Genomic DNA, 17,983 nt, shown 5'->3' with positions numbered 1-17,983 from the left:
AAACTGGAAGGAATACAATATGGCATACAGTAATAAAGTAATTGATCATTATGAAAATCCACGTAACGTTGGATCTTTAGATAAAAAAGATGCAAACGTGGGGACTGGCATGGTAGGTGCACCTGCTTGTGGTGATGTGATGCAACTTCAAATTAAAGTCAGTGAAGAAGGCATTATTGAAGATGCAAAATTCAAAACTTACGGTTGTGGTTCAGCGATCGCCTCAAGTTCTTTAATTACAGAATGGGTGAAAGGCAAATCACTTGATGAAGCACAGGCGATTAAAAACAGCCAAATCGCAGAAGAATTAGAATTACCACCTGTGAAAGTTCACTGTTCAATTTTAGCTGAAGATGCAATCAAAGCTGCGATTGCAGACTACAAAGCAAAAAAAGAAGCAAAATAATCATCTAAAATTCAGTTGGGGCAATTTTGCCCCTTTCACATTATAAGACGCAATGGAGTAGAGAATTTCATGGGTATTTCCTTAACTGAAACGGCAGCAGATCGGGTACGAACCTTCCTCGCGAATCGTGGTAAAGGCATTGGATTACGTTTAGGGATCAAAACTTCAGGTTGTTCTGGCTTAGCCTATGTCCTTGAATTTGTAGATGAGTTAAATCCTGAGGATCAGGTGTTTGAACAACATGGTGTCAAAATCATTGTGGATGCCAAAAGTTTGGTCTATTTAGACGGCACTGAATTAGATTTCGCCAAAGAAGGATTAAATGAAGGCTTTAAGTTCAATAATCCGAATGTGAAAGATCAATGTGGTTGCGGAGAAAGTTTCCACGTTTAGCTGTTTTTTTATCTGATATTTGAGTGAAAGATGAACCCATTTAATATTTTTGATTTACCAGTTGATTTTCATGTTGATCAAGCGACATTATCGGCACGTTATCTTGCCTTACAGAAATCCTTGCATCCTGATAATTTCACTACGCATTCTGCACAAGAGCAGCGTTTAGCGATGCAACGGTCAGCAGAAGTCAATGATGCGCTACAAATTTTAAAAGATCCGATTTTGCGTGCGGAGACTATCATTGCGATTTATACCGGTGAACAACAAAATATTGAAGAAAATAGCACCCGTGATATGGCATTTTTGATGCAACAAATGCAATGGCGGGAACAGCTAGAAAATATTGAAGCGCAGAAAGACAGTGATCAACTCGTGGCGTTCAGTGCAGATATTGAACAAACGCAACAGGCTTTGTTAAGTGAATTAGCCGATGCATTGTCAAGCCAACAGTGGCAACAAGCAAAAGTCATTAACGACAAATTACGTTTTATTAAAAAATTATTGCTTGAAGTAGAACGTGTCGAAGAAAAGCTATTAGACTTTTAAGTAGATTAAAACAACGACAAAATAAAACTGCTATAATATAAAGTCAATAGGAAATAATAAGAGAATAGAGATAAACAATGGCATTACTTCAAATTGCAGAACCCGGTCAAAGTGCAAGTCCTCATCAACATAAATTAGCGGTAGGGATTGATTTGGGCACCACTAACTCGTTAATCGCGACTGTGCGTAGTGGTCAAGTGGATATTTTATTAGACGAAAAAGAACGCCCTTTAGTCCCTTCCGTGGTGCATTTTGAACAAGATAACGTCATTGTCGGTTATGAGGCTGCTGAATTAGCCAGTCAGAGTCCACAAAATACGATTGTTTCAGTTAAGCGTTTAATTGGGCGCAGTCTTGCTGATGTGCAACAACGTTATCCAAGTTTGCCGTATCAATTTGAGGCAAGTGAAAATGGATTACCTTTAATCCGCACCAGCAAGGGCACATTAAGCCCAGTTGAAATTTCGGCAGAAATTTTGAAAAAATTGACCGCACTGGCGGAAAAACGCCTAGCAGGAGAGTTATCTGGCGCGGTCATTACTGTGCCTGCGTATTTTGATGATGCACAGCGCCAAAGTACTAAAGATGCTGCAAAATTAGCGGGCATCAATGTGTTACGCTTATTAAATGAACCCACCGCTGCAGCGATTGCTTATGGCTTAGACAGTGGACAAGAAGGGGTGATTGCTGTTTATGATTTAGGTGGCGGAACCTTTGATATTTCGATCTTACGTTTATCTAAAGGGGTGTTTGAAGTACTTGCAACTGGTGGAGATACCGCGTTGGGTGGTGATGATTTTGATCACCAATTAATGGACTGGATCGTAGCGCAATCTGGTATTGCACCACAAAATGCACAGCAACAACGTCAACTTACAGAACTTGCCACGCAAATCAAAATTGCCTTAACGGATAAGCTTGAAACATCGATCTCTTATCAAGGCTGGCAAGGCAATATCAGTCGTGAGCAATTCAATCAGCTGATTCAAGGGTTAGTAAAACGCTCATTATTGGCTTGTCGTCGTGCCTTAAAAGATGCTGACGTAAGTGCTGATGAAGTATGCGAAGTGGTGATGGTCGGTGGTTCAACTCGTGTGCCGTTTGTGCGTGAACAAGTGGCGGCATTTTTCCAAAAAGAGCCGTTAACCTCGATTGATCCAGATAAAGTTGTGGCATTAGGTGCGGGGATTCAAGCGGATATTTTAGTGGGGAATAAACCCGATGCGGACATGTTATTGTTAGATGTGATTCCACTCTCACTTGGCATTGAAACAATGGGGGGATTAGTGGAAAAAATTATTCCACGTAATACCACTATTCCAGTCGCGCGTGCACAGGAGTTTACCACCTTTAAAGATGGACAAACCGCGATGTCTGTTCACGTGGTACAAGGTGAACGTGAAATGGTCGCAGATTGTCGTTCGTTAGCGCGTTTTAGCTTAAGAGGTATTCCAGCGATGGCAGCAGGGGCGGCACATGTTCGTGTCACCTATCAAGTGGATGCGGATGGTTTGTTAAGTGTCACTGCGATGGAAAAATCCACGGGGGTGCAGTCATCCATTCAGGTTAAACCTTCTTATGGGTTAAGTGATGATGAAATTACTAATATGCTAAAAGCCTCCATGCTAAATGCCAAAGAAGATATCCAAGCGCGTTTATTGGCAGAACAACGTGTAGAAGCGCAACGTGTATTAGAAAGTGTAGGTTCAGCATTAAGTGCTGATCAAGATTTATTAAATGACGAAGAATTAAGTGCGGTGAAAAACGCCATTATTTCTTTGCAACGCCTGCAAAAAGAAGGTGATACGCAAGAAATTAAGCAAGGTATTAAACAGCTTGATCTTGCAACACAAGAGTTTGCATCGCGTCGAATGGATAAGTCAATTCGTCAAGCCCTTGCTGGCAAAGCGATTGATGATGTAATGAAAAACGCAAAATAACCTTAAGAGATAGGATTAAAATGCCAAAAGTTGTATTTTTACCCCACGAAGAACTTTGCCCTGAAGGTTTAGCTTTAGAGGTAGCAGAGGGAGAAAACTTATTAGATGCAGCACTAGATGCCGGCATCGACATCGAGCACGCCTGTGATAAATCTTGTGCGTGTACCACCTGTCATGTGATTATTCGCGAGGGCTTTGATAGTTTAAATGAAAGCACGGATATGGAAGATGACATGCTTGATAAAGCGTGGGGGCTCGAAGTGGATAGTCGTTTGAGCTGCCAATGTTTGGTGGGGAAAGAAGATTTAGTGGTTGAAATTCCAAAATACAGTTTAAACCACGCGCGTGAAGAATAAACAAAAGGCTCAACAAAGTTGAGCCTTTCTCTTTAAGAAAACTGACCTAAAATCGACCGCACTTTCAGCATAGCGCTAATCTAACTGACTTAAATGCTGCTTTCCTAACAACCCCATTTGACGCTGAATATGCTGTTGTCTTTTTTTCACATAAGCACTGGGTTTGTCCACTTTGAAGATAATCGGGTTTGGAAGTACTGCCGCGAGTAATGCGGCTTCAGCATTGCTTAACTGTTTAGCCGGTTTGTGAAAATAATGCTGACTGGCGGCTTCTACACCAAAAATATTCGGTCCAAATTCAGCAATATTAAGATAGACTTCCAGAATGCGTTTTTTAGACCAAAGGGTTTCAAGCACGAGTGTGGTAGGCATTTCAATGGCTTTGCGCAACCAACTTTGCCCATGCCACAAGTATAGATTTTTAGCTGTTTGCTGGCTGATGGTTGAGCCTCCGCGGATTCTTTTTCCGCGTTGATTGTGTTGTAAAGCAGATTGAATGGCGTCCCAATCAAAGCCATAATGGGTCGTAAAGCGTTGATCTTCGCTAGCAATGACGGCTAACTGCATGGATTGACTTATTTGCTCAAGAGGGACCCATTGATAATGGATCGTGCTACTCAAATTCCCTTCAAACAGATAGCCTATTTTTTGCTGTAGCATATAGGCAGAAAAAGGAACGGGTACGAAACGAAACAGTACCACACTTGAAAGAAACAGCACGAGAAATAGTGCAAAAGTGCGGTAAAGTTTGCGTTTAAATTGTTGCCAAATACTGAAACAAGGAAAAGGATGCTTAGTCTTTTTTAGCTTGCTCATCTAATTGTTCTTTTACCCACGCCATAAATTCAGGTGGCATGGTTTTAATCATATTTGAGCCACGAGTAATGGTGGCTGCGCTGGTATTGAGATTTTGCTGAATTTCGCGTTGGGGTACGCTTTTATCTAATAATTGAGCGACAATTTGTAAGCGTAGTCCGACGGAGTCTCGTTCGTCAGGGGTGAGCAAGAGAGTTAAGATTTCCTGCTCTTTGCCTTGGGCGAATGCGGTGCGTAACATTTCGACGAAAGCATGCCATTGTTCAAGATTGCGACTTAAGTACATAGTATTTCCTCCCTTTGACTATCGCACTAGTATAATCGATTATATTCATCTTGGCTAAATTTTTGCTGTGGTTGCTGTTGTAGCCACTGATAATACACATCATAAGTCAACACATTTTGTACATAACCTCTTGTTTCATAAAAAGGTATCGAGGCAATGAACTCTGCCATACTTAATTTACCGTCCGCTTTCGCTAACCAACGATCCACTCGGCTTGCCCCCGCATTATAAGCCGCCGCAATTAAAATACGGTTATTACCATATTTATCATACAGTTGCTGCAAATGAGCGGTGCCTAGCATAATGTTCTCAAAGGGATCAAACAGTTGCTTTTGATGCGTATAAGGCAAACCTGCTTCTTGGGCTGTTTGTTTTGCGGTACTCGGTAAGAGTTGCATCAGCCCTTGTGCATTGGCATGAGAGGAAACATAGGGTTTCCAAGCACTTTCTTGGCGCGCGATAGCCATCGCAAAAGTGCGCGAAACATTTTTATTATTGAGATGTAAATCGAACCAATCTAAATAGGCATTGGGTAAGCGCAGGGCAAGATAGCCCCATGCTTTGGCCTGAATTGTCGCTTCTACGCCTAAATCAAACCAAGCTTGTTCCGTGGCAAAGTGTGACAAGGCGAGTTTTTGTTCAAAGTTCGCTTTCTCTAATAGGGCTTTCCACTCAAGATTCATATATTGAGTGGCGTTGTGTTCGCGCAGTTCCGCGATCCTACTTAATTCAACGGAGAATTTCTCTTGTATATCCGTGGCAGAAGTCGAGCTAAAAGCGTCCATTGCGGGCGCGTAGTCGATATTCAGTTCCGCACTGGCTAACAAAGGGTAAAACCCGCGTTGTTTTGCTAATTGTTGAAAGATTTGTTGGGCTTGTTCAGTGGTTTTTTTATTTTGTGCGAAGACTTTTGCTTGCCAATAACGCCATTCTTCTTTCTGTTTGGCGCTATTGGACAACAAGTCTAGCCAAGGTGTGAGCTCGGTTTTTTCACGCAGCGCGGTACGTAAACGGCGTTCTGTGAGCGTATCTTCTTTCAGCTCAAATAACTGTGCATCTCGCCATTTTTGCAAGTTGAGGTTTTCACTATCAAAGAGATGGCTAATTAAGTGCTTTTTCCATTGACGTTGTTGTGCTTCAGATAACCTTAGCTTATTTGCCCATTGTGCATAGGGTTCAAAAGGATCATGCTGGTTTTTGATGTCTGTTTCTTTCAGCCGTTTTATCAACGCAGAAAAATGACTTAACAGGATTCGCTGTGCAAACGGATCATCCGCAGAAAGGGTATCAATAAAAAAAGCAGATTGAGGGTGCTGTAAGCGTAACGGATTTTTACTGAGCTGGTGGAGCTCATTTAGCCAGCGTTTCGTGTCTGCTTGGTCAGCTTGTTGTGATAAGGAAGCAAGTAGCGCTTGATTGCCTTGCTCAAAGGCGAGGACGGCACGTTCTTTTAATTCAGTTTCCTCAGGATAACCTTTTTCTTTCCAACGTGCGAAAAGCGTATCACAGGCTTTGGGTAAAGAAGCACCATTGCGCCATATTTGGGCGACTTGTTGTTGCCATTGTTTGAGGGAAAACGCTGGAGAATTAGGCTGCGTTTCATATTCCGCTTGTAACTGTATGCAACGTGAAGCCATATCTTTAGGGCGGAAAGGGGAGTGAATAATCGCTTGCCATTCAGCCTTGTCTTGAGCCTGTTGTAACCATTGTTTTTGCAATTCCGTTGTTAAGGGAAAAGACGGAAAATCGGTTTGGAATGCCTCAATCTGTGCTAAGGATAATTGGTCTTTGAGTGCTTTTAAGTAAGCGTATTGAGCGTAAGGATAAAGAGGATAATCCTCAATTTTTGCTAATAGGGCTTGCACAATCCGTTGCGTGTTTTCGGATTGTGAACGCTGCAGTAATTGATGTATTTTTTGATAAATCTGGCGTGCTTGCACTAAATTGGTCGTGGTAAGCGATACCTCAGTAGGTTGAGTCTTATCTTCTGGTACGCTAACAGACGCGGCAGCAAGTGACATCGACATCAAGGTCAGTAAATAAGTGAGCGCAATTTTTGTTAGTTTCATTCATTTCTCGAACAGATTAAGGATAAAAATGATACAAATTTAGACCTGATTTGACAGGAAAAGTGCGGTGTGTTTTTAATTTATTTTGAACAAGAAAAAGGGCGAAAGCTTTTTCGCCCTAAGATAAATGACATATAAAGGGATTAAAAAACGCGTTTAAAGGGCTTGATGATGACATCCGCATATACGCCTGCTTCCACATAGGGATCTTCACTCGCCCATTGTTGTGCATCCGCTAAGCTGGCAAATTGAGCAATCACGGTTGAACCAGTAAACCCAGCCTCACCCGGATTTTCACTGTCAATGGCGGGATTAGGACCCGCGACCAATAGACGATCTTCTGCTTGGAGCTGAGTTAAGCGGGCGAGGTGTTTTTCACGCACGGCTAAACGTTGTGCTAAGGTGTTAGGGTTATCCTGTGCAAAAATAACATAGTACATCATCATTTCTTTCCTTCTTTGTGGCTTAAGAGAGTGCTTGAGTTAATTCCGGGTTATTTTCTCGTGGTACCGCGCGAGGTCGTCCTTCTTTATCGACAGCAACAAACGTAAAGACTGCCTCAGTCACGCAATAGCGTTCCCCAATCGGTTCACTGGCGACTTTTTTCACCCACACTTCTACTTTAATTTTAATAGATGAACGTCCCACACTTAAACATTTACCGTAACAGCAAACCACATCGCCTACCGCAATAGGACGGATAAAGGTCATGCTGTCGACTGCAATAGTGACGACGCGACCATGTGCGATTTCTTTCGCTAAAATCGCACCGCCCATATCCATTTGTGACATAATCCAGCCACCAAAAATATCACCATTGGCATTCGTATCAGAAGGCATTGCGAGAGTACGCAGTAATAATGTGCCTCGAGTATCACAGCTTTTTGAAGTATCAACATGAGTTGTCATGATCATTCCTTATTGTTGCTTTTGGTTTGCGGAAGATAGCGGTAAATATAGATGCCGGTGATTATTGTGGCAATGAGAGTCATACCGAGAATACCGAACGTCTTAAAATCCACCCACAAATCGTCCGATAAATATTGGCTAATATAAAGATTAATTAACATGCAGAGTAAGAAGAAAAGTGCCCAACCGAGATTGAGTCGATTCCATACCTGTTCCGGTAACTCAAGCGCCTCTTCTTTGCCTAACATTAGTTTTATCAGATTTTTATTAAAGCCATATTGGCTAACGAGTAAAACCAAGGCAAAAATGGCATAGACAATGGTCACTTTCCATTTTAAGTATTCAAGTTGATTAAAATACGCCGTTAATGTACCAAAAAATACCACAGCGATCCCCATAAACAGTTGTTGTTTTTCAACTTTGCCATATTTGATTTTTAGAATCAGTAATTGAATGAGGGTCGCGATGATCAAGGTAATTGCGGCTTCTCGGATACCCACGAGCTTGTACACCGCAAAGAACAAAATAAGTGGAATAAATTCTAATAATTGTTTCATGTTGGTTTACGCCTTTTGCATAAAAATAGTATAGAAACGGTAAGTGAAAACCAATGAGAAGACGGTTAAAAATGCAATTAACAAGGCAACGGCGATTTCTACGATTAAATTGGTTGCGATTGCTGCGAATTGGCGGATCACTACGGGTAATAAGAAATACACAATCATGGAATATGAAAATAATGGGATAACTCGTTTGATCCCCGCTTTCCATGTTGTTTGGAATGATTGGATTAGACCCTCACGAGTGATTAAGTAATGTGTCGATGTTAAACAAAAACGGATGCACAGATAAAAACCGAATCCCACAGACAGTAAGGAAAACATCGAGGGTTGTGATTTCTTCACAGTTAATGAGAAAAAGATTTCAGATAAACCAATAATAATTGGGGTGATTAATAGGATATTAATGATAAGGGCGCCGAAGAAACGCTGCAATGCTAAGCTAAAACTGGCATTGAGAGAAGGGTTACTTTGACTAATGTGATGGATAGAAATCAAGCACCATGCCGCAATGATAAAATCAAGGATTTGGTGAAAAAAATATAAGGATATGTCATTGGGGGCAGGCGTGGAGATGCCTAAAACTTGGGCTAAATCGTCACTACTATTGCTTAGTGACATCACTTCAGTTGATGAAAAGCTACTTATCAATAAACTAATTAGAAAATTACTGAGAAAAAAAGCAAATACAAATGTGAAAGTCGTTTGGCGCTGATTGCGCACAAAATTCCAGCTATCTTGAAAAATTTTTGTAAAATTAATGGACATTTATAAACACTCATTTTAGGACAACAGATTGGCGCATTATACCGTTTTTTACTCCAAAATTCATACCAAATGTGCGTTTTTTTATTACGGATTCTTTTTGTTTAGCTTGGATGAAAAAAGAAACAATAAATACTATTTTTTAACAAAAATTTAAAAACTTGATAAAGATCAGTAAATCGCAGTTTGTGACATGGTATGTTAAATAAGCTAAAAAGACGTAATTTTTAGCGGATTTTTGACAATTTATAGACAGATGAGGTTTTGCAATGAAAAAGACAGTATTAGCATTAGGTGTGATGGCAGCATTAGTTGCAGGTTCGGCAGTGGCACATCAAGCAGGTAGTGTGATTGTGCGAGGTGGTCCAATTTTAGTAGTGCCAAACGCGTCGACGAATCATGATGTGTTTAAGTTTGATGTCAATTCCAACGCACAATTAGGATTAACCGCCACTTATATGGCAACAGATAATCTTGGTGTTGAGTTATTAGCGGCGACACCATTCAGCCATGAGATTACGTTAGGCAATACCTTAGTTGGTAAAACGAAGCATTTACCGCCAAGTTTATATGCACAATATTATTTCTTAGACAAAGATGCGAAAGCTCGTCCTTATGTGGGGGCGGGTGTTAACTACACCACATTCTTTAGTGAAAAAGCGGTATTAAATGGCGTGACTGATCTGAAATTAAAAGATTCTTGGGGACCTGCGTTCAATGCTGGGGTAGATATCCAAGTCGCAGATAACTTATTTTTAAATACAGCTATTTGGTATGCAAAAATCAAAAGTAAAGCCACATTTAAAGTTGGCGGTGAAGAGCATAAAGTCAATGTGAAATTAGATCCAACGGTGTTCTTTGTTGGCTTAGGTTATCGTTTTTAAACCTGAAAATGATATAAAAAATAATGGGCAATATGATTTGCCCATTTTTTTGTGGTGAAGTTTGTTAGGAAACGAGATCCAACATCTCTTGTGCATTTGCCAACGCACTGTCAGTAATTTTACTACCACCCAACAATTTAGCTAATGCTTTTACGCGCTGTGCCGGCGAAAGTGCGGTCATTTTAGTTTCTGTTTTTTCGTCAATAATGTGTTTTTCTACACTAAAGTGTTGATGACCTTGGCAGGCGACTTGTGGTAAATGAGTGATACATAATACTTGGCAACGTTGTCCGAGTTTACGCAGTAATTTTCCGACGACACTGGCGGTGGCACCACTAATGCCCACATCTACTTCATCAAAAATTAAAGTTGGAATAGCGGATTTATCTGAGGTAAGCACTTGGATCGCCAGTGAAATACGGGAGAGTTCTCCACCTGAGGCGATTTTATTCAGCGGTTGCGCACTTTGCCCTAAGTTACTGCGTAAGTTAAATTGTATGCTGTTAATGCCATGGCTTGTTATTTTGTCATGTTCAGGATTGAGTTCAATAAAAAACTCGGCATTTTCCATGGCTAATTGTTTAATGGATTTACTAACTTGTTGCGCTAATTGATTGGCGCCTTGTTGGCGACTCTGATGTAACGCCAATGCACTCGCTTGGGCTTTCGCATAGGCGATTTGTTCTTGTGCAATTAAACGCTGTTCACTTTCAGAAAAATCGACTAATTGAGTCAATTCTTGCTGTAAAGTGCGGTGTAATTCAACTAAATTTTCAGGTTTGACATGATGCTTACGCGCAAGCTGTAAGGCTTGTCCCATGCGTTGCTCGATATCGTGCAGTAAAGCCGGATCTTGTTCTATATCGCTTGCGAGCTGCTGCATTTCATGACTTGCTTCTTGAATTTGGATCAAGGCGTCTTGCAATAGATGTGCGACATTGCTATAGCGTTGATCTAACTCACAGAGATCTGCAAGGTGTTGTGTTGCTCGATAAAGCAGAGAATCAATATTGACTGTCTCATTTTCACTTAATAGTTGCAGTGTAGATTGTGAAAGCGTAGTTAATTGTTCCGTGTTGGAAAGACGTTTATGTTCTTCTTCTAATTCTACATATTCATTGTCACGCAAATTAAACGCATCCAGTTCTTCAACTTGATATTGCAGTAACTGCTTCTTCGCTTCATTTTCTGCCACTTGTTGTTTAAAAGTTTGTACTTGATATTGTAAGGCTTTCCAAGCTTGATAATCTGTTTGCATTTGGTTCATAAGGGTAGTGTGTCCACAGAATCGATCTAACAACTGTAGCTGGTATTCTGGTTTGAGTAACAATTGGGAGGCATGTTGTCCATTAATATGGACAAGATATTGACCAAATTCTTTCAGCTGAGCTACTGAAACGGGAATCCCGTTAATAAAGGCTTTAGAGCGACCGTCATGGTTAATAAGACGACGCAAAATACATTCTTCAGGATTTTCCGTGTCGTGTAATTCCTGTTGTATTAACCATTGACGCGCAGGGGCATTTTTCTCAAGAGCAAACGTCGCGCTAATATCCGCACGTTCTTGCCCTTCGCGTAGCATACTGATATCGGTACGCTGACCAAGACAAACCCCTAATGCATCAAGCGCAATGGATTTTCCTGCACCAGTTTCACCTGTAATGACGGACATACCTTGCGTAAATTCAATATTCAAATGACGAACGATCGCAAAATGATTAATAGTGAGTTGAATAAGCATTGCAAAATCTCCCTTACTGTATATTTATCAGTTTATAACTGTTTTTATATACAGTAAAGTGCTTTTGCTAAATTTTAAGCATTTTTAAACGGAATTGCGTAGCCAGCCTAATTTGGAACTCAATACTTTATAGTAATTGTAATTTTTCAAATGTAGCAGACGCAGTTTATCAGGACTTTTTTGAATATGTACAATGTCATCTGGCGAGAATTCTAACGCCACTTGACTATCACAACCGACTTCTAATTGTGAGGTATTATATTCCGCGAAACGAATGGAAATTTTGCTGTCGCCATCAATCACCAGTGGGCGAGAAGATAGGGTGTGAGGGAACATCGGCACCAGTGCAATAGCATTGAGCTGTGGCGTTAAAATAGGTCCCCCAGCAGAGAGTGAGTAGGCAGTCGAGCCTGTTGGTGTAGAAATAATTAAACCGTCTGAACGTTGTGAGAAGGCGAATTTATCATTGATATAAACATGAAAATCGATCATGTGGGCAATTTTAGCTGGGTGAACTACCGCTTCATTGACTGCATTTCCGCGCGCAATGATTTTTCCATTCCGTTCGACACTGGCTTCTAAAATGAAGCGTTCTTCTACAAAACAATCCCCGTCTTCTAAACAGGCTTGCAGTTGTGAATAGGCATTTTTCGGGTCGATATCCGTGAGAAAGCCTAAGTTGCCTCTATTGATACCAATTAACGCAATGTCATATTTAGCAAGGGTTCGAGCACGACCTAATACATTACCATCGCCACCAATCACAATAGCCAGTTGAGCACGTTGTCCAATCTCATCCACAGAGGCTAAATAATTTTCACTCAAACCAAGTTGTTCACCAATTGGTCGCTCAACGAGCACCTGATAGCCTTTCTCAAGTAACCATTGAAAAAGATTTTTATGCATTTGTAAGGTCACATCATGGCGAGGTTTACCAAGTAACCCTATGATCTGAAAAGAAGATTGTAGCGCTTTAATATCAATGGTATTCGGGTGTTTCATGTCTTATTCCATCGGCTAAAAAAGATAACCGCACTTGAATTCAAAAAATTAGTCATTATATTACACACAAATCCTTTTATTTGTCAGCAAGTATCTATAGATAGGCTGACTTTTATATTTTTGTTAGAATGAGCCAACAGGTTTACATGAATGGAGAACGAGATGTCAAACAAAGAGCAACACATTGAAAAAGAAGAGCAACTTCAAGAAGAAAAACATGAGGAACAACAAAAAACCGAAGAAACAGAAGTTGAAGCTGTGAATGGGGTTGATCCTCTTGAAGAAGCCATTTTGCGGGTACAAGAATTAGAAGCACAGCTGACAGAAATGGTCAAAAAAGAACAGGATTTCTTACTGCGTAGTCGTGCTGAAATGGATAATATCCGCCGTCGTGCTGAGCAAGATGTGGAGAAAGCCCATAAGTTTGGATTAGAGAAATTCTCAAAAGATATTTTAAATACCATTGATAATTTAGAGCGTGCTTTAGCGACGCCAGCAAACTTAGAAGATGAAAGTATTAAGTCATTGTTCGATGGCGTCGAATTGACTTTAAAAGAATTACTCGCCACGGTTTCTCGCTTTGGGGTAGAGGCGGTTGGTGTAGTTGGTGAAACCTTCAACCCAGAAGTTCATCAAGCGATTTCGATGCAACCAATGGAAGGTTTTGAAACCAACCAAATTACAGTTGTTTTACAAAAAGGGTATTTATTAAATGGACGAGTGATCCGCCCTGCTATGGTGATGGTTGCCGCTTAAGTTTTTATCCCTCATCGTATGCCCACTGATGAATATTGTTCATCAGTGGGCTTTTTTTATCCATTTTTTCTATTTTATATAGCGAAAAGGTATAAATAATCACTAAAAAAGGGTTGTTATTTATAAAGAATTCTCATTTAATTCATATCCATCTATTTTATTTTTTGATTAGAGTACTTTATGGTTATTAGCAATCTTATTATTTTCAGTTTACTTTTAGTCTTACTGCGTGTGATTTATACCCGCACCCAAAAACTGGGCATAACAGTTTTGATTGGTCTTTTACTTGGGGTCATTTGTGGGGTGTTATTACAACAGTTTGCAGCCCCAATAGTGATTAAACCAACATTAGAATGGATTAATCTGGTTGGCAATGGCTATGTTCGTTTATTACAAATGATCGTGATGCCATTGGTTTTTGTGTCTATTCTGTCTGCGATAACGCGTTTAAATCAGGCTAGTGCTTTAGGAAAAATCAGCTTAAGTGTCATTTCGGTGTTATTGATCACCACCGCGATTGCTGCAGCAATCGGGATTGCAATGACTTATGCATTTGATTTAACGGCAGAAGGCTTGATTGCAGGGGAGAGAGAGCTTGCTGCACAAACGCATGTAGCAGGACGGGTTGAAAAAGTTAGTGAGCTAACGATTCCTTCTATGTTGCTTTCTTTTATTCCGAAAAATCCGTTTTTAGAGCTCACAGGGGCAAATCCAACCTCGATTATCAGTGTCGTGATTTTTGCTGCGTTATTGGGAATAGCGTCGTTAAGTTTAGCAAAAGAAGATCATGCACTTGGCGAACGTATTGCGCAAGGTGTAGATACCTTAAATAAATTGATCATGCGTTTAGTGCGTATGGTGATCCGTTTAACACCTTATGGTGTGTTTGCACTCATGTTGAAAATGGCGACCACCTCAAAATGGGCAGATATTGTAAATCTAGGCACCTTTATTGTTGCTTCGTATGCGGCGATTTTCTTAATGTTTGTCGTACACGGTCTGTTATTAGCCGTATTCCGTGTGAATCCTTTTACCTATTTTAAGAAAGTAATGCCAACCTTGAGTTTCGCATTTACTTCGCGTTCAAGTGCGGCAACTTTACCGCTAAATATTGAAACGCAAACCAATAAACTAGGTAATAACAATGTGATTGCAAATTTTGCCGCGACTTTTGGTGCGACCATCGGACAAAATGGGTGTGCGGGGATTTACCCTGCCATGCTAGCGGTAATGGTGGCACCGACAGTGGGGATTGACCCTTTTAGTCTAGGTTATTTAGCCACCTTAATTTTAGTCGTCACGATTTCTTCGTTAGGGATTGCCGGTGTTGGCGGTGGTGCCACTTTTGCCGCCATTGTGGTGTTATCGACCTTAAATTTACCTCTTGCCTTAGTGGGTTTATTAATTTCGATTGAGCCATTGATTGATATGGGACGAACTGCTTTAAACGTGAATGGTTCGATGGTGGCGGGTACGATCACGAATCAACTGTTAGATAAAAAGACAGAAAAGGTATAAAACAGAAAGAAAAAAGAGGTGGTAAAAAATGACTACCTCTTTTTTATGGACTAGAAAGTCAGCTCTGCATTTAAACGGAAGTTACGTCCTGGTGCGTAGAAACGTTTAATTCCAGCGCCAGTATTTTGGTCTATGAGATTTAATGTGCCAAATGAACGAATAGAACGAGCAGAATCCCATGTCATGTATTTTTCATTTGTTAAGTTATATACACCAAAGCTAAGCAATAAATGCGGATTTGGTCGTGCATAAGCAATAGCATCAATAGTGGTATAACGTTTATTCCGCCATGCTACTGTGCTATCAGTGACTTTTTTGCCTTGTACTAACTTATCACTCTTGGCTTGTCCTTCCCAATACATATTGTAAGTTTCATGGCGTTTTTTCTCTGCAACATTAGTAATATAGACATCAATACCGTATTGATCATGTTTTGTGGAATACCCTAAGTTATATACCATGGTTCGCGGTTGAATCGCGTTCATTGGGATATGTCCGTCCATTTTTCCTTTTTGCTGTGTGAGTTTATAGCCAATTCGAAAGCCATTAAATCCAGAATACAGTTCAGCTAACTCAAGGCGTGAGTTAATTTCAAACCCTGTGACTTTAGCGTGATCACGGTTTTGATTTTGATAGAACGGATAACGGATGACACTACCAATATCAACAGCACGTTCGCCTACAAAGACTAAATCAATAAAGTTTTTATAGTCAGTTTGGAAGGCACTGAATGTGATAAAACTATTATTTTTATAAAAGGTTAAGGCAAGCTCTTTCGTTTTTGCAATTTCGGCTTTTAAATTCACATTTGGCGTAATGGAAAAACTTGGATGTTTAAAAGTCATAAACATTTCGTCTGAAGTTGGCGCTCTAAATCCATTGGAATATTTTAATTGTAAACGCATAAAAGATAGTGGATCTAAATTCACACCAAGATTGTAGGAGTGATGCTTATAGCTTTTATTTTTCAACATAATCGCTAAATTTTGCGCTAAGTTTGTATTCATACAGTCCGTGTTATAACCACATTTCGCACCAATACCATAAGCATTATCTGGCAACGGAATAAAGATACCTGCAATTAAGCCTTTTGGTACTGGGACGTTAAAATCATAACGAGGAATGTGTTCTACTTTATCGTAGCGGTAGTTCAAATCTACGTTTAACCAGTTACTGAGAGTAATCTTGTCACCAAAATATAAGGCTTGATTTTTAGTTTTGACTGGAATTAAGTAACTATAGCGACCGTTGACATTCTCTCTTAAATTACCTGTACAACTACCTCCCGGCCAATAATCAGGGCGAGGAGTATATTGCGGAGGGTAAGTCCCTTCAATGTATTGATTACAGAAGAAGGCGTTTGCCCACCATTGTACATTGCCACCTTTATAACCATCTTTATTGACCATACTTTTTTCGGTTTTACTATATAAGCCACCATATTTAAGTTGGTGTCCGATCGTCCAAAGTGAAAATTCTTTATCAAAATCTAAACTAATTTGTTTGGTATTGGTGTTTAAATCACGGTCATTATAGTTATTTCGACTGTAACCAGTAGAGAAAGGAAGTAAGAAGAAACTCTCTTCATATTGTTTTACTTTGTTTCCCCATTGCTCTTTTTCAATGAATTTTTGCTGAATTTGTCCATATTTTTTGCCATTTGGTAATGTTTTTATGTCAATTTGGCGCTCTTGAAAGTCATAAACCTCTTTCCAATTCTCATCTTTTTTGACATACACTTTGAATGGCTTTTTACAGTCAATTTTAGAACAATCAATTAGCGTGTGTTGAGGGGAATGCTCACGATAGTGTGTACTTGACATTTCTTCACCTTTAGAGTTGTGGTATTTGATGACCGTCCACCAATCTCCTTTTTCTTTCTGAGCGGTAATATCACCTCCATGCTGATCAACAATTTTATTGACGCCCGACTTACTGTCTAATTTCAGACCTTGTTCATTTAATACTGACAGACATTTTGGTCCACTACAGTATTCATCAGTTCTCGCGTTATTAGTGATTTTTTGATTGGAATAAGTAAGTTTGACATGATCCCAAAAAGGAGTTTGTGTAAAGTTATCATAACTAAACTGAATGTTTTCTCGTTTAGATTTATCATTCGTTTTGCGTTGACCATACACTTCAGTATTAATGTAGAAACTTGAGCGAAGTGTATAAGATAAGTCTTCGCCTTGAGAATGAATGTTGGATTTATCCAAAGCAAAAGTGAAACGGTGCTCTTCATGAGGCTGAAAAGACAATTTAATTAAATTGCTTTCACGAACAATGTCATAGGGATCAGCTTTTTCACGGGTTTTCCCAATCGCTTCACGGTCTTCGCGTTGAGTTTTGTAGATATCGTAGAAATAATTTTCTATTTCATGTCCTTCACGACGAGTATGGATAAAGAGTGCATCAAACCATTTATAGCGTCCGGCGAGTGTTACCGAGGTGAGGTCTTGATTATTCATCGTTTGATAACCACGTTTCACGCTGATATGGTAATTTTTATCAATTAAGTAATCACGCGCATCTTTGGTTTCAAACATCACCGAGCCACCCAGTGCACCACTGCCTGATTTAATGGAGTCTGCCCCTTTTGTGATGGTAGCGACTTTCACATTTTCAATTTCCACGCCATTTCGGGTGTTATTGAAATTTCCATATCCCTCAAAGAGTTCTTTAAACCCTTGTGAGCTTAGGGTTTCAGATTGACGTAAGCCATCAATCATAATTCCAACACGGTTTTCATCGACACCACGAACGGCATAACCGCTCGCACCAAAACGTCCTGTTTCCACAACGGTCACCCCCGTTTCATAACGGACTAAATCTCGGCTATCAGACATTTGTTGGCGACGAATGCGCTCAGTACCGATTCGGGTTTCTCCGACTTTTTGGTCTTGAATAGCGATTTCATCATTTTGGCTAGAAACAACAATAGTTTCTAATGTTTCGGTAGGTTGTGCAGATGATAGGCTACAAGTGAGTGTAGTGAGCATCAATATAGACGGCTTTTTTAGTTTCATAGAT

General features: G+C 40.0%; 18 protein-coding genes. 8 read left to right on the top strand and 10 right to left on the bottom strand.

What is annotated here, in order from left to right:
- The first annotated feature begins 19 nt into the window (after positions 1-19).
- The 5 genes from iscU to fdx all read left to right on the top strand — a co-directional run bounded on the left by iscU (position 20) and on the right by fdx (position 3,644).
- On the top strand, positions 20-406 hold the full coding sequence (gene iscU, locus KPF51_RS06010; RefSeq protein WP_005721377.1) for a Fe-S cluster assembly scaffold IscU: 387 nt from the start codon (positions 20-22) through the stop codon (positions 404-406).
- Positions 407-475: 69 nt separating this feature from the next.
- Positions 476-799: an iron-sulfur cluster assembly protein IscA gene (gene iscA / locus KPF51_RS06005; RefSeq protein WP_005721379.1), complete on the top strand. Its 324-nt coding sequence runs from the start codon at positions 476-478 to the stop codon at positions 797-799.
- A 30-nt stretch (positions 800-829) separates the two neighbouring features.
- A complete protein-coding gene (gene hscB / locus KPF51_RS06000) occupies positions 830-1,348 on the top strand; it encodes a Fe-S protein assembly co-chaperone HscB (RefSeq protein ID WP_061405938.1) in 519 nt (172 codons plus the stop codon).
- 77 nt (positions 1,349-1,425) lie between these two features.
- Positions 1,426-3,288 (top strand): Fe-S protein assembly chaperone HscA, encoded by a 1,863-nt coding sequence (hscA, locus tag KPF51_RS05995; RefSeq protein ID WP_005756156.1) that lies wholly within the window; start codon positions 1,426-1,428, stop codon positions 3,286-3,288.
- Positions 3,289-3,308: 20 nt separating this feature from the next.
- Positions 3,309-3,644, top strand: a complete 336-nt coding sequence (gene fdx, locus KPF51_RS05990; protein WP_005721393.1) for an ISC system 2Fe-2S type ferredoxin — start codon at positions 3,309-3,311, stop codon at positions 3,642-3,644.
- A 75-nt stretch (positions 3,645-3,719) separates the two neighbouring features.
- Here fdx and mtgA read toward each other — a convergent pair whose 3' ends face one another.
- The 7 genes from mtgA to KPF51_RS05955 all read right to left on the bottom strand — a co-directional run bounded on the left by mtgA (position 3,720) and on the right by KPF51_RS05955 (position 9,052).
- Positions 3,720-4,460: a monofunctional biosynthetic peptidoglycan transglycosylase gene (mtgA, locus tag KPF51_RS05985; RefSeq protein ID WP_005753675.1), complete on the bottom strand. Its 741-nt coding sequence runs from the start codon at positions 4,458-4,460 to the stop codon at positions 3,720-3,722.
- The gene (trpR, locus tag KPF51_RS05980; RefSeq protein WP_005751246.1) at positions 4,438-4,746 is read right to left on the bottom strand and encodes a trp operon repressor; all 309 of its coding nucleotides are present in this window, start codon (positions 4,744-4,746) and stop codon (positions 4,438-4,440) included. Before trpR ends, mtgA begins: the two co-directional genes overlap by 23 nt.
- A 26-nt stretch (positions 4,747-4,772) precedes the next feature.
- On the bottom strand, positions 4,773-6,815 hold the full coding sequence (locus KPF51_RS05975; RefSeq protein ID WP_005725918.1) for a transglycosylase SLT domain-containing protein: 2,043 nt from the start codon (positions 6,813-6,815) through the stop codon (positions 4,773-4,775).
- A 143-nt stretch (positions 6,816-6,958) separates the two neighbouring features.
- Complete coding sequence (locus KPF51_RS05970) at positions 6,959-7,255, bottom strand: YciI family protein (protein WP_005721405.1); 297 nt, start codon at positions 7,253-7,255, stop codon at positions 6,959-6,961.
- A 25-nt stretch (positions 7,256-7,280) separates the two neighbouring features.
- Complete coding sequence (gene yciA / locus KPF51_RS05965) at positions 7,281-7,724, bottom strand: acyl-CoA thioester hydrolase YciA (protein ID WP_005721408.1); 444 nt, start codon at positions 7,722-7,724, stop codon at positions 7,281-7,283.
- 2 nt (positions 7,725-7,726) lie between these two features.
- Positions 7,727-8,281 (bottom strand): septation protein A, encoded by a 555-nt coding sequence (locus KPF51_RS05960; protein WP_005725920.1) that lies wholly within the window; start codon positions 8,279-8,281, stop codon positions 7,727-7,729.
- A gap of 6 nt (positions 8,282-8,287) precedes the next feature.
- Positions 8,288-9,052 carry a hypothetical protein gene (locus KPF51_RS05955; protein ID WP_061405939.1) on the bottom strand — a complete coding sequence of 255 codons (765 nt, stop codon included), beginning with the start codon at positions 9,050-9,052 and terminating at the stop codon, positions 8,288-8,290.
- 266 nt (positions 9,053-9,318) lie between these two features.
- Between KPF51_RS05955 and KPF51_RS05950 the strand changes: the two genes are divergently transcribed.
- Positions 9,319-9,933, top strand: coding sequence for an OmpW family outer membrane protein (locus KPF51_RS05950; protein WP_005725923.1), 615 nt, complete (start codon positions 9,319-9,321; stop codon positions 9,931-9,933).
- A 64-nt stretch (positions 9,934-9,997) separates the two neighbouring features.
- Here the strand turns inward: KPF51_RS05950 and recN are convergent, their stop codons facing one another.
- Positions 9,998-11,674, bottom strand: a complete 1,677-nt coding sequence (gene recN, locus KPF51_RS05945; RefSeq protein ID WP_061405940.1) for a DNA repair protein RecN — start codon at positions 11,672-11,674, stop codon at positions 9,998-10,000.
- An 84-nt stretch (positions 11,675-11,758) separates the two neighbouring features.
- Positions 11,759-12,676, bottom strand: coding sequence for an NAD(+) kinase (locus tag KPF51_RS05940; RefSeq protein ID WP_005725925.1), 918 nt, complete (start codon positions 12,674-12,676; stop codon positions 11,759-11,761).
- Positions 12,677-12,838: 162 nt separating this feature from the next.
- Here KPF51_RS05940 and grpE point away from each other — a divergent pair, with 162 nt between their 5' ends.
- On the top strand, positions 12,839-13,432 hold the full coding sequence (gene grpE / locus KPF51_RS05935) for a nucleotide exchange factor GrpE (RefSeq protein WP_005721422.1): 594 nt from the start codon (positions 12,839-12,841) through the stop codon (positions 13,430-13,432).
- Between the two features lie 180 nt (positions 13,433-13,612).
- Positions 13,613-14,950, top strand: a complete 1,338-nt coding sequence (locus KPF51_RS05930; RefSeq protein ID WP_061405941.1) for an L-cystine transporter — start codon at positions 13,613-13,615, stop codon at positions 14,948-14,950.
- A gap of 50 nt (positions 14,951-15,000) precedes the next feature.
- Here the strand turns inward: KPF51_RS05930 and KPF51_RS05925 are convergent, their stop codons facing one another.
- Positions 15,001-17,979: a TonB-dependent receptor domain-containing protein gene (locus KPF51_RS05925; protein WP_061405942.1), complete on the bottom strand. Its 2,979-nt coding sequence runs from the start codon at positions 17,977-17,979 to the stop codon at positions 15,001-15,003.
- Positions 17,980-17,983 lie beyond the last annotated feature (4 nt).

Source organism: Pasteurella sp. XG20 (assembly GCF_018968665.1).
GTDB lineage: Bacteria > Pseudomonadota > Gammaproteobacteria > Enterobacterales > Pasteurellaceae > Pasteurella > Pasteurella multocida.
Note: the sequence above shows the minus strand (reverse complement) of the source record. Positions and strands in the feature narration are given on the sequence as shown.

Bases quoted from the DNA above. Each gene is read 5' to 3' on its own strand.
- KPF51_RS05955 (WP_061405939.1), bottom strand. From the start codon at position 9,052: ATGTCCATTAATTTTACAAAAATTTTTCAAGATAGCTGGAATTTTGTG.
- hscA (WP_005756156.1), top strand. From the start codon at position 1,426: ATGGCATTACTTCAAATTGCAGAACCCGGTCAAAGTGCAAGTCCTCAT.
- KPF51_RS05925 (WP_061405942.1), bottom strand. From the start codon at position 17,979: ATGAAACTAAAAAAGCCGTCTATATTGATGCTCACTACACTCACTTGT.
- grpE (WP_005721422.1), top strand. From the start codon at position 12,839: ATGTCAAACAAAGAGCAACACATTGAAAAAGAAGAGCAACTTCAAGAA.
- hscB (WP_061405938.1), top strand. From the start codon at position 830: ATGAACCCATTTAATATTTTTGATTTACCAGTTGATTTTCATGTTGAT.
- trpR (WP_005751246.1), bottom strand. From the start codon at position 4,746: ATGTACTTAAGTCGCAATCTTGAACAATGGCATGCTTTCGTCGAAATG.
- KPF51_RS05940 (WP_005725925.1), bottom strand. From the start codon at position 12,676: ATGAAACACCCGAATACCATTGATATTAAAGCGCTACAATCTTCTTTT.
- KPF51_RS05930 (WP_061405941.1), top strand. From the start codon at position 13,613: ATGGTTATTAGCAATCTTATTATTTTCAGTTTACTTTTAGTCTTACTG.
- KPF51_RS05970 (WP_005721405.1), bottom strand. From the start codon at position 7,255: ATGTACTATGTTATTTTTGCACAGGATAACCCTAACACCTTAGCACAA.
- iscA (WP_005721379.1), top strand. From the start codon at position 476: ATGGGTATTTCCTTAACTGAAACGGCAGCAGATCGGGTACGAACCTTC.
- yciA (WP_005721408.1), bottom strand. From the start codon at position 7,724: ATGACAACTCATGTTGATACTTCAAAAAGCTGTGATACTCGAGGCACA.
- KPF51_RS05950 (WP_005725923.1), top strand. From the start codon at position 9,319: ATGAAAAAGACAGTATTAGCATTAGGTGTGATGGCAGCATTAGTTGCA.
- recN (WP_061405940.1), bottom strand. From the start codon at position 11,674: ATGCTTATTCAACTCACTATTAATCATTTTGCGATCGTTCGTCATTTG.
- KPF51_RS05960 (WP_005725920.1), bottom strand. From the start codon at position 8,281: ATGAAACAATTATTAGAATTTATTCCACTTATTTTGTTCTTTGCGGTG.
- fdx (WP_005721393.1), top strand. From the start codon at position 3,309: ATGCCAAAAGTTGTATTTTTACCCCACGAAGAACTTTGCCCTGAAGGT.
- mtgA (WP_005753675.1), bottom strand. From the start codon at position 4,460: ATGAGCAAGCTAAAAAAGACTAAGCATCCTTTTCCTTGTTTCAGTATT.
- KPF51_RS05975 (WP_005725918.1), bottom strand. From the start codon at position 6,815: ATGAAACTAACAAAAATTGCGCTCACTTATTTACTGACCTTGATGTCG.
- iscU (WP_005721377.1), top strand. From the start codon at position 20: ATGGCATACAGTAATAAAGTAATTGATCATTATGAAAATCCACGTAAC.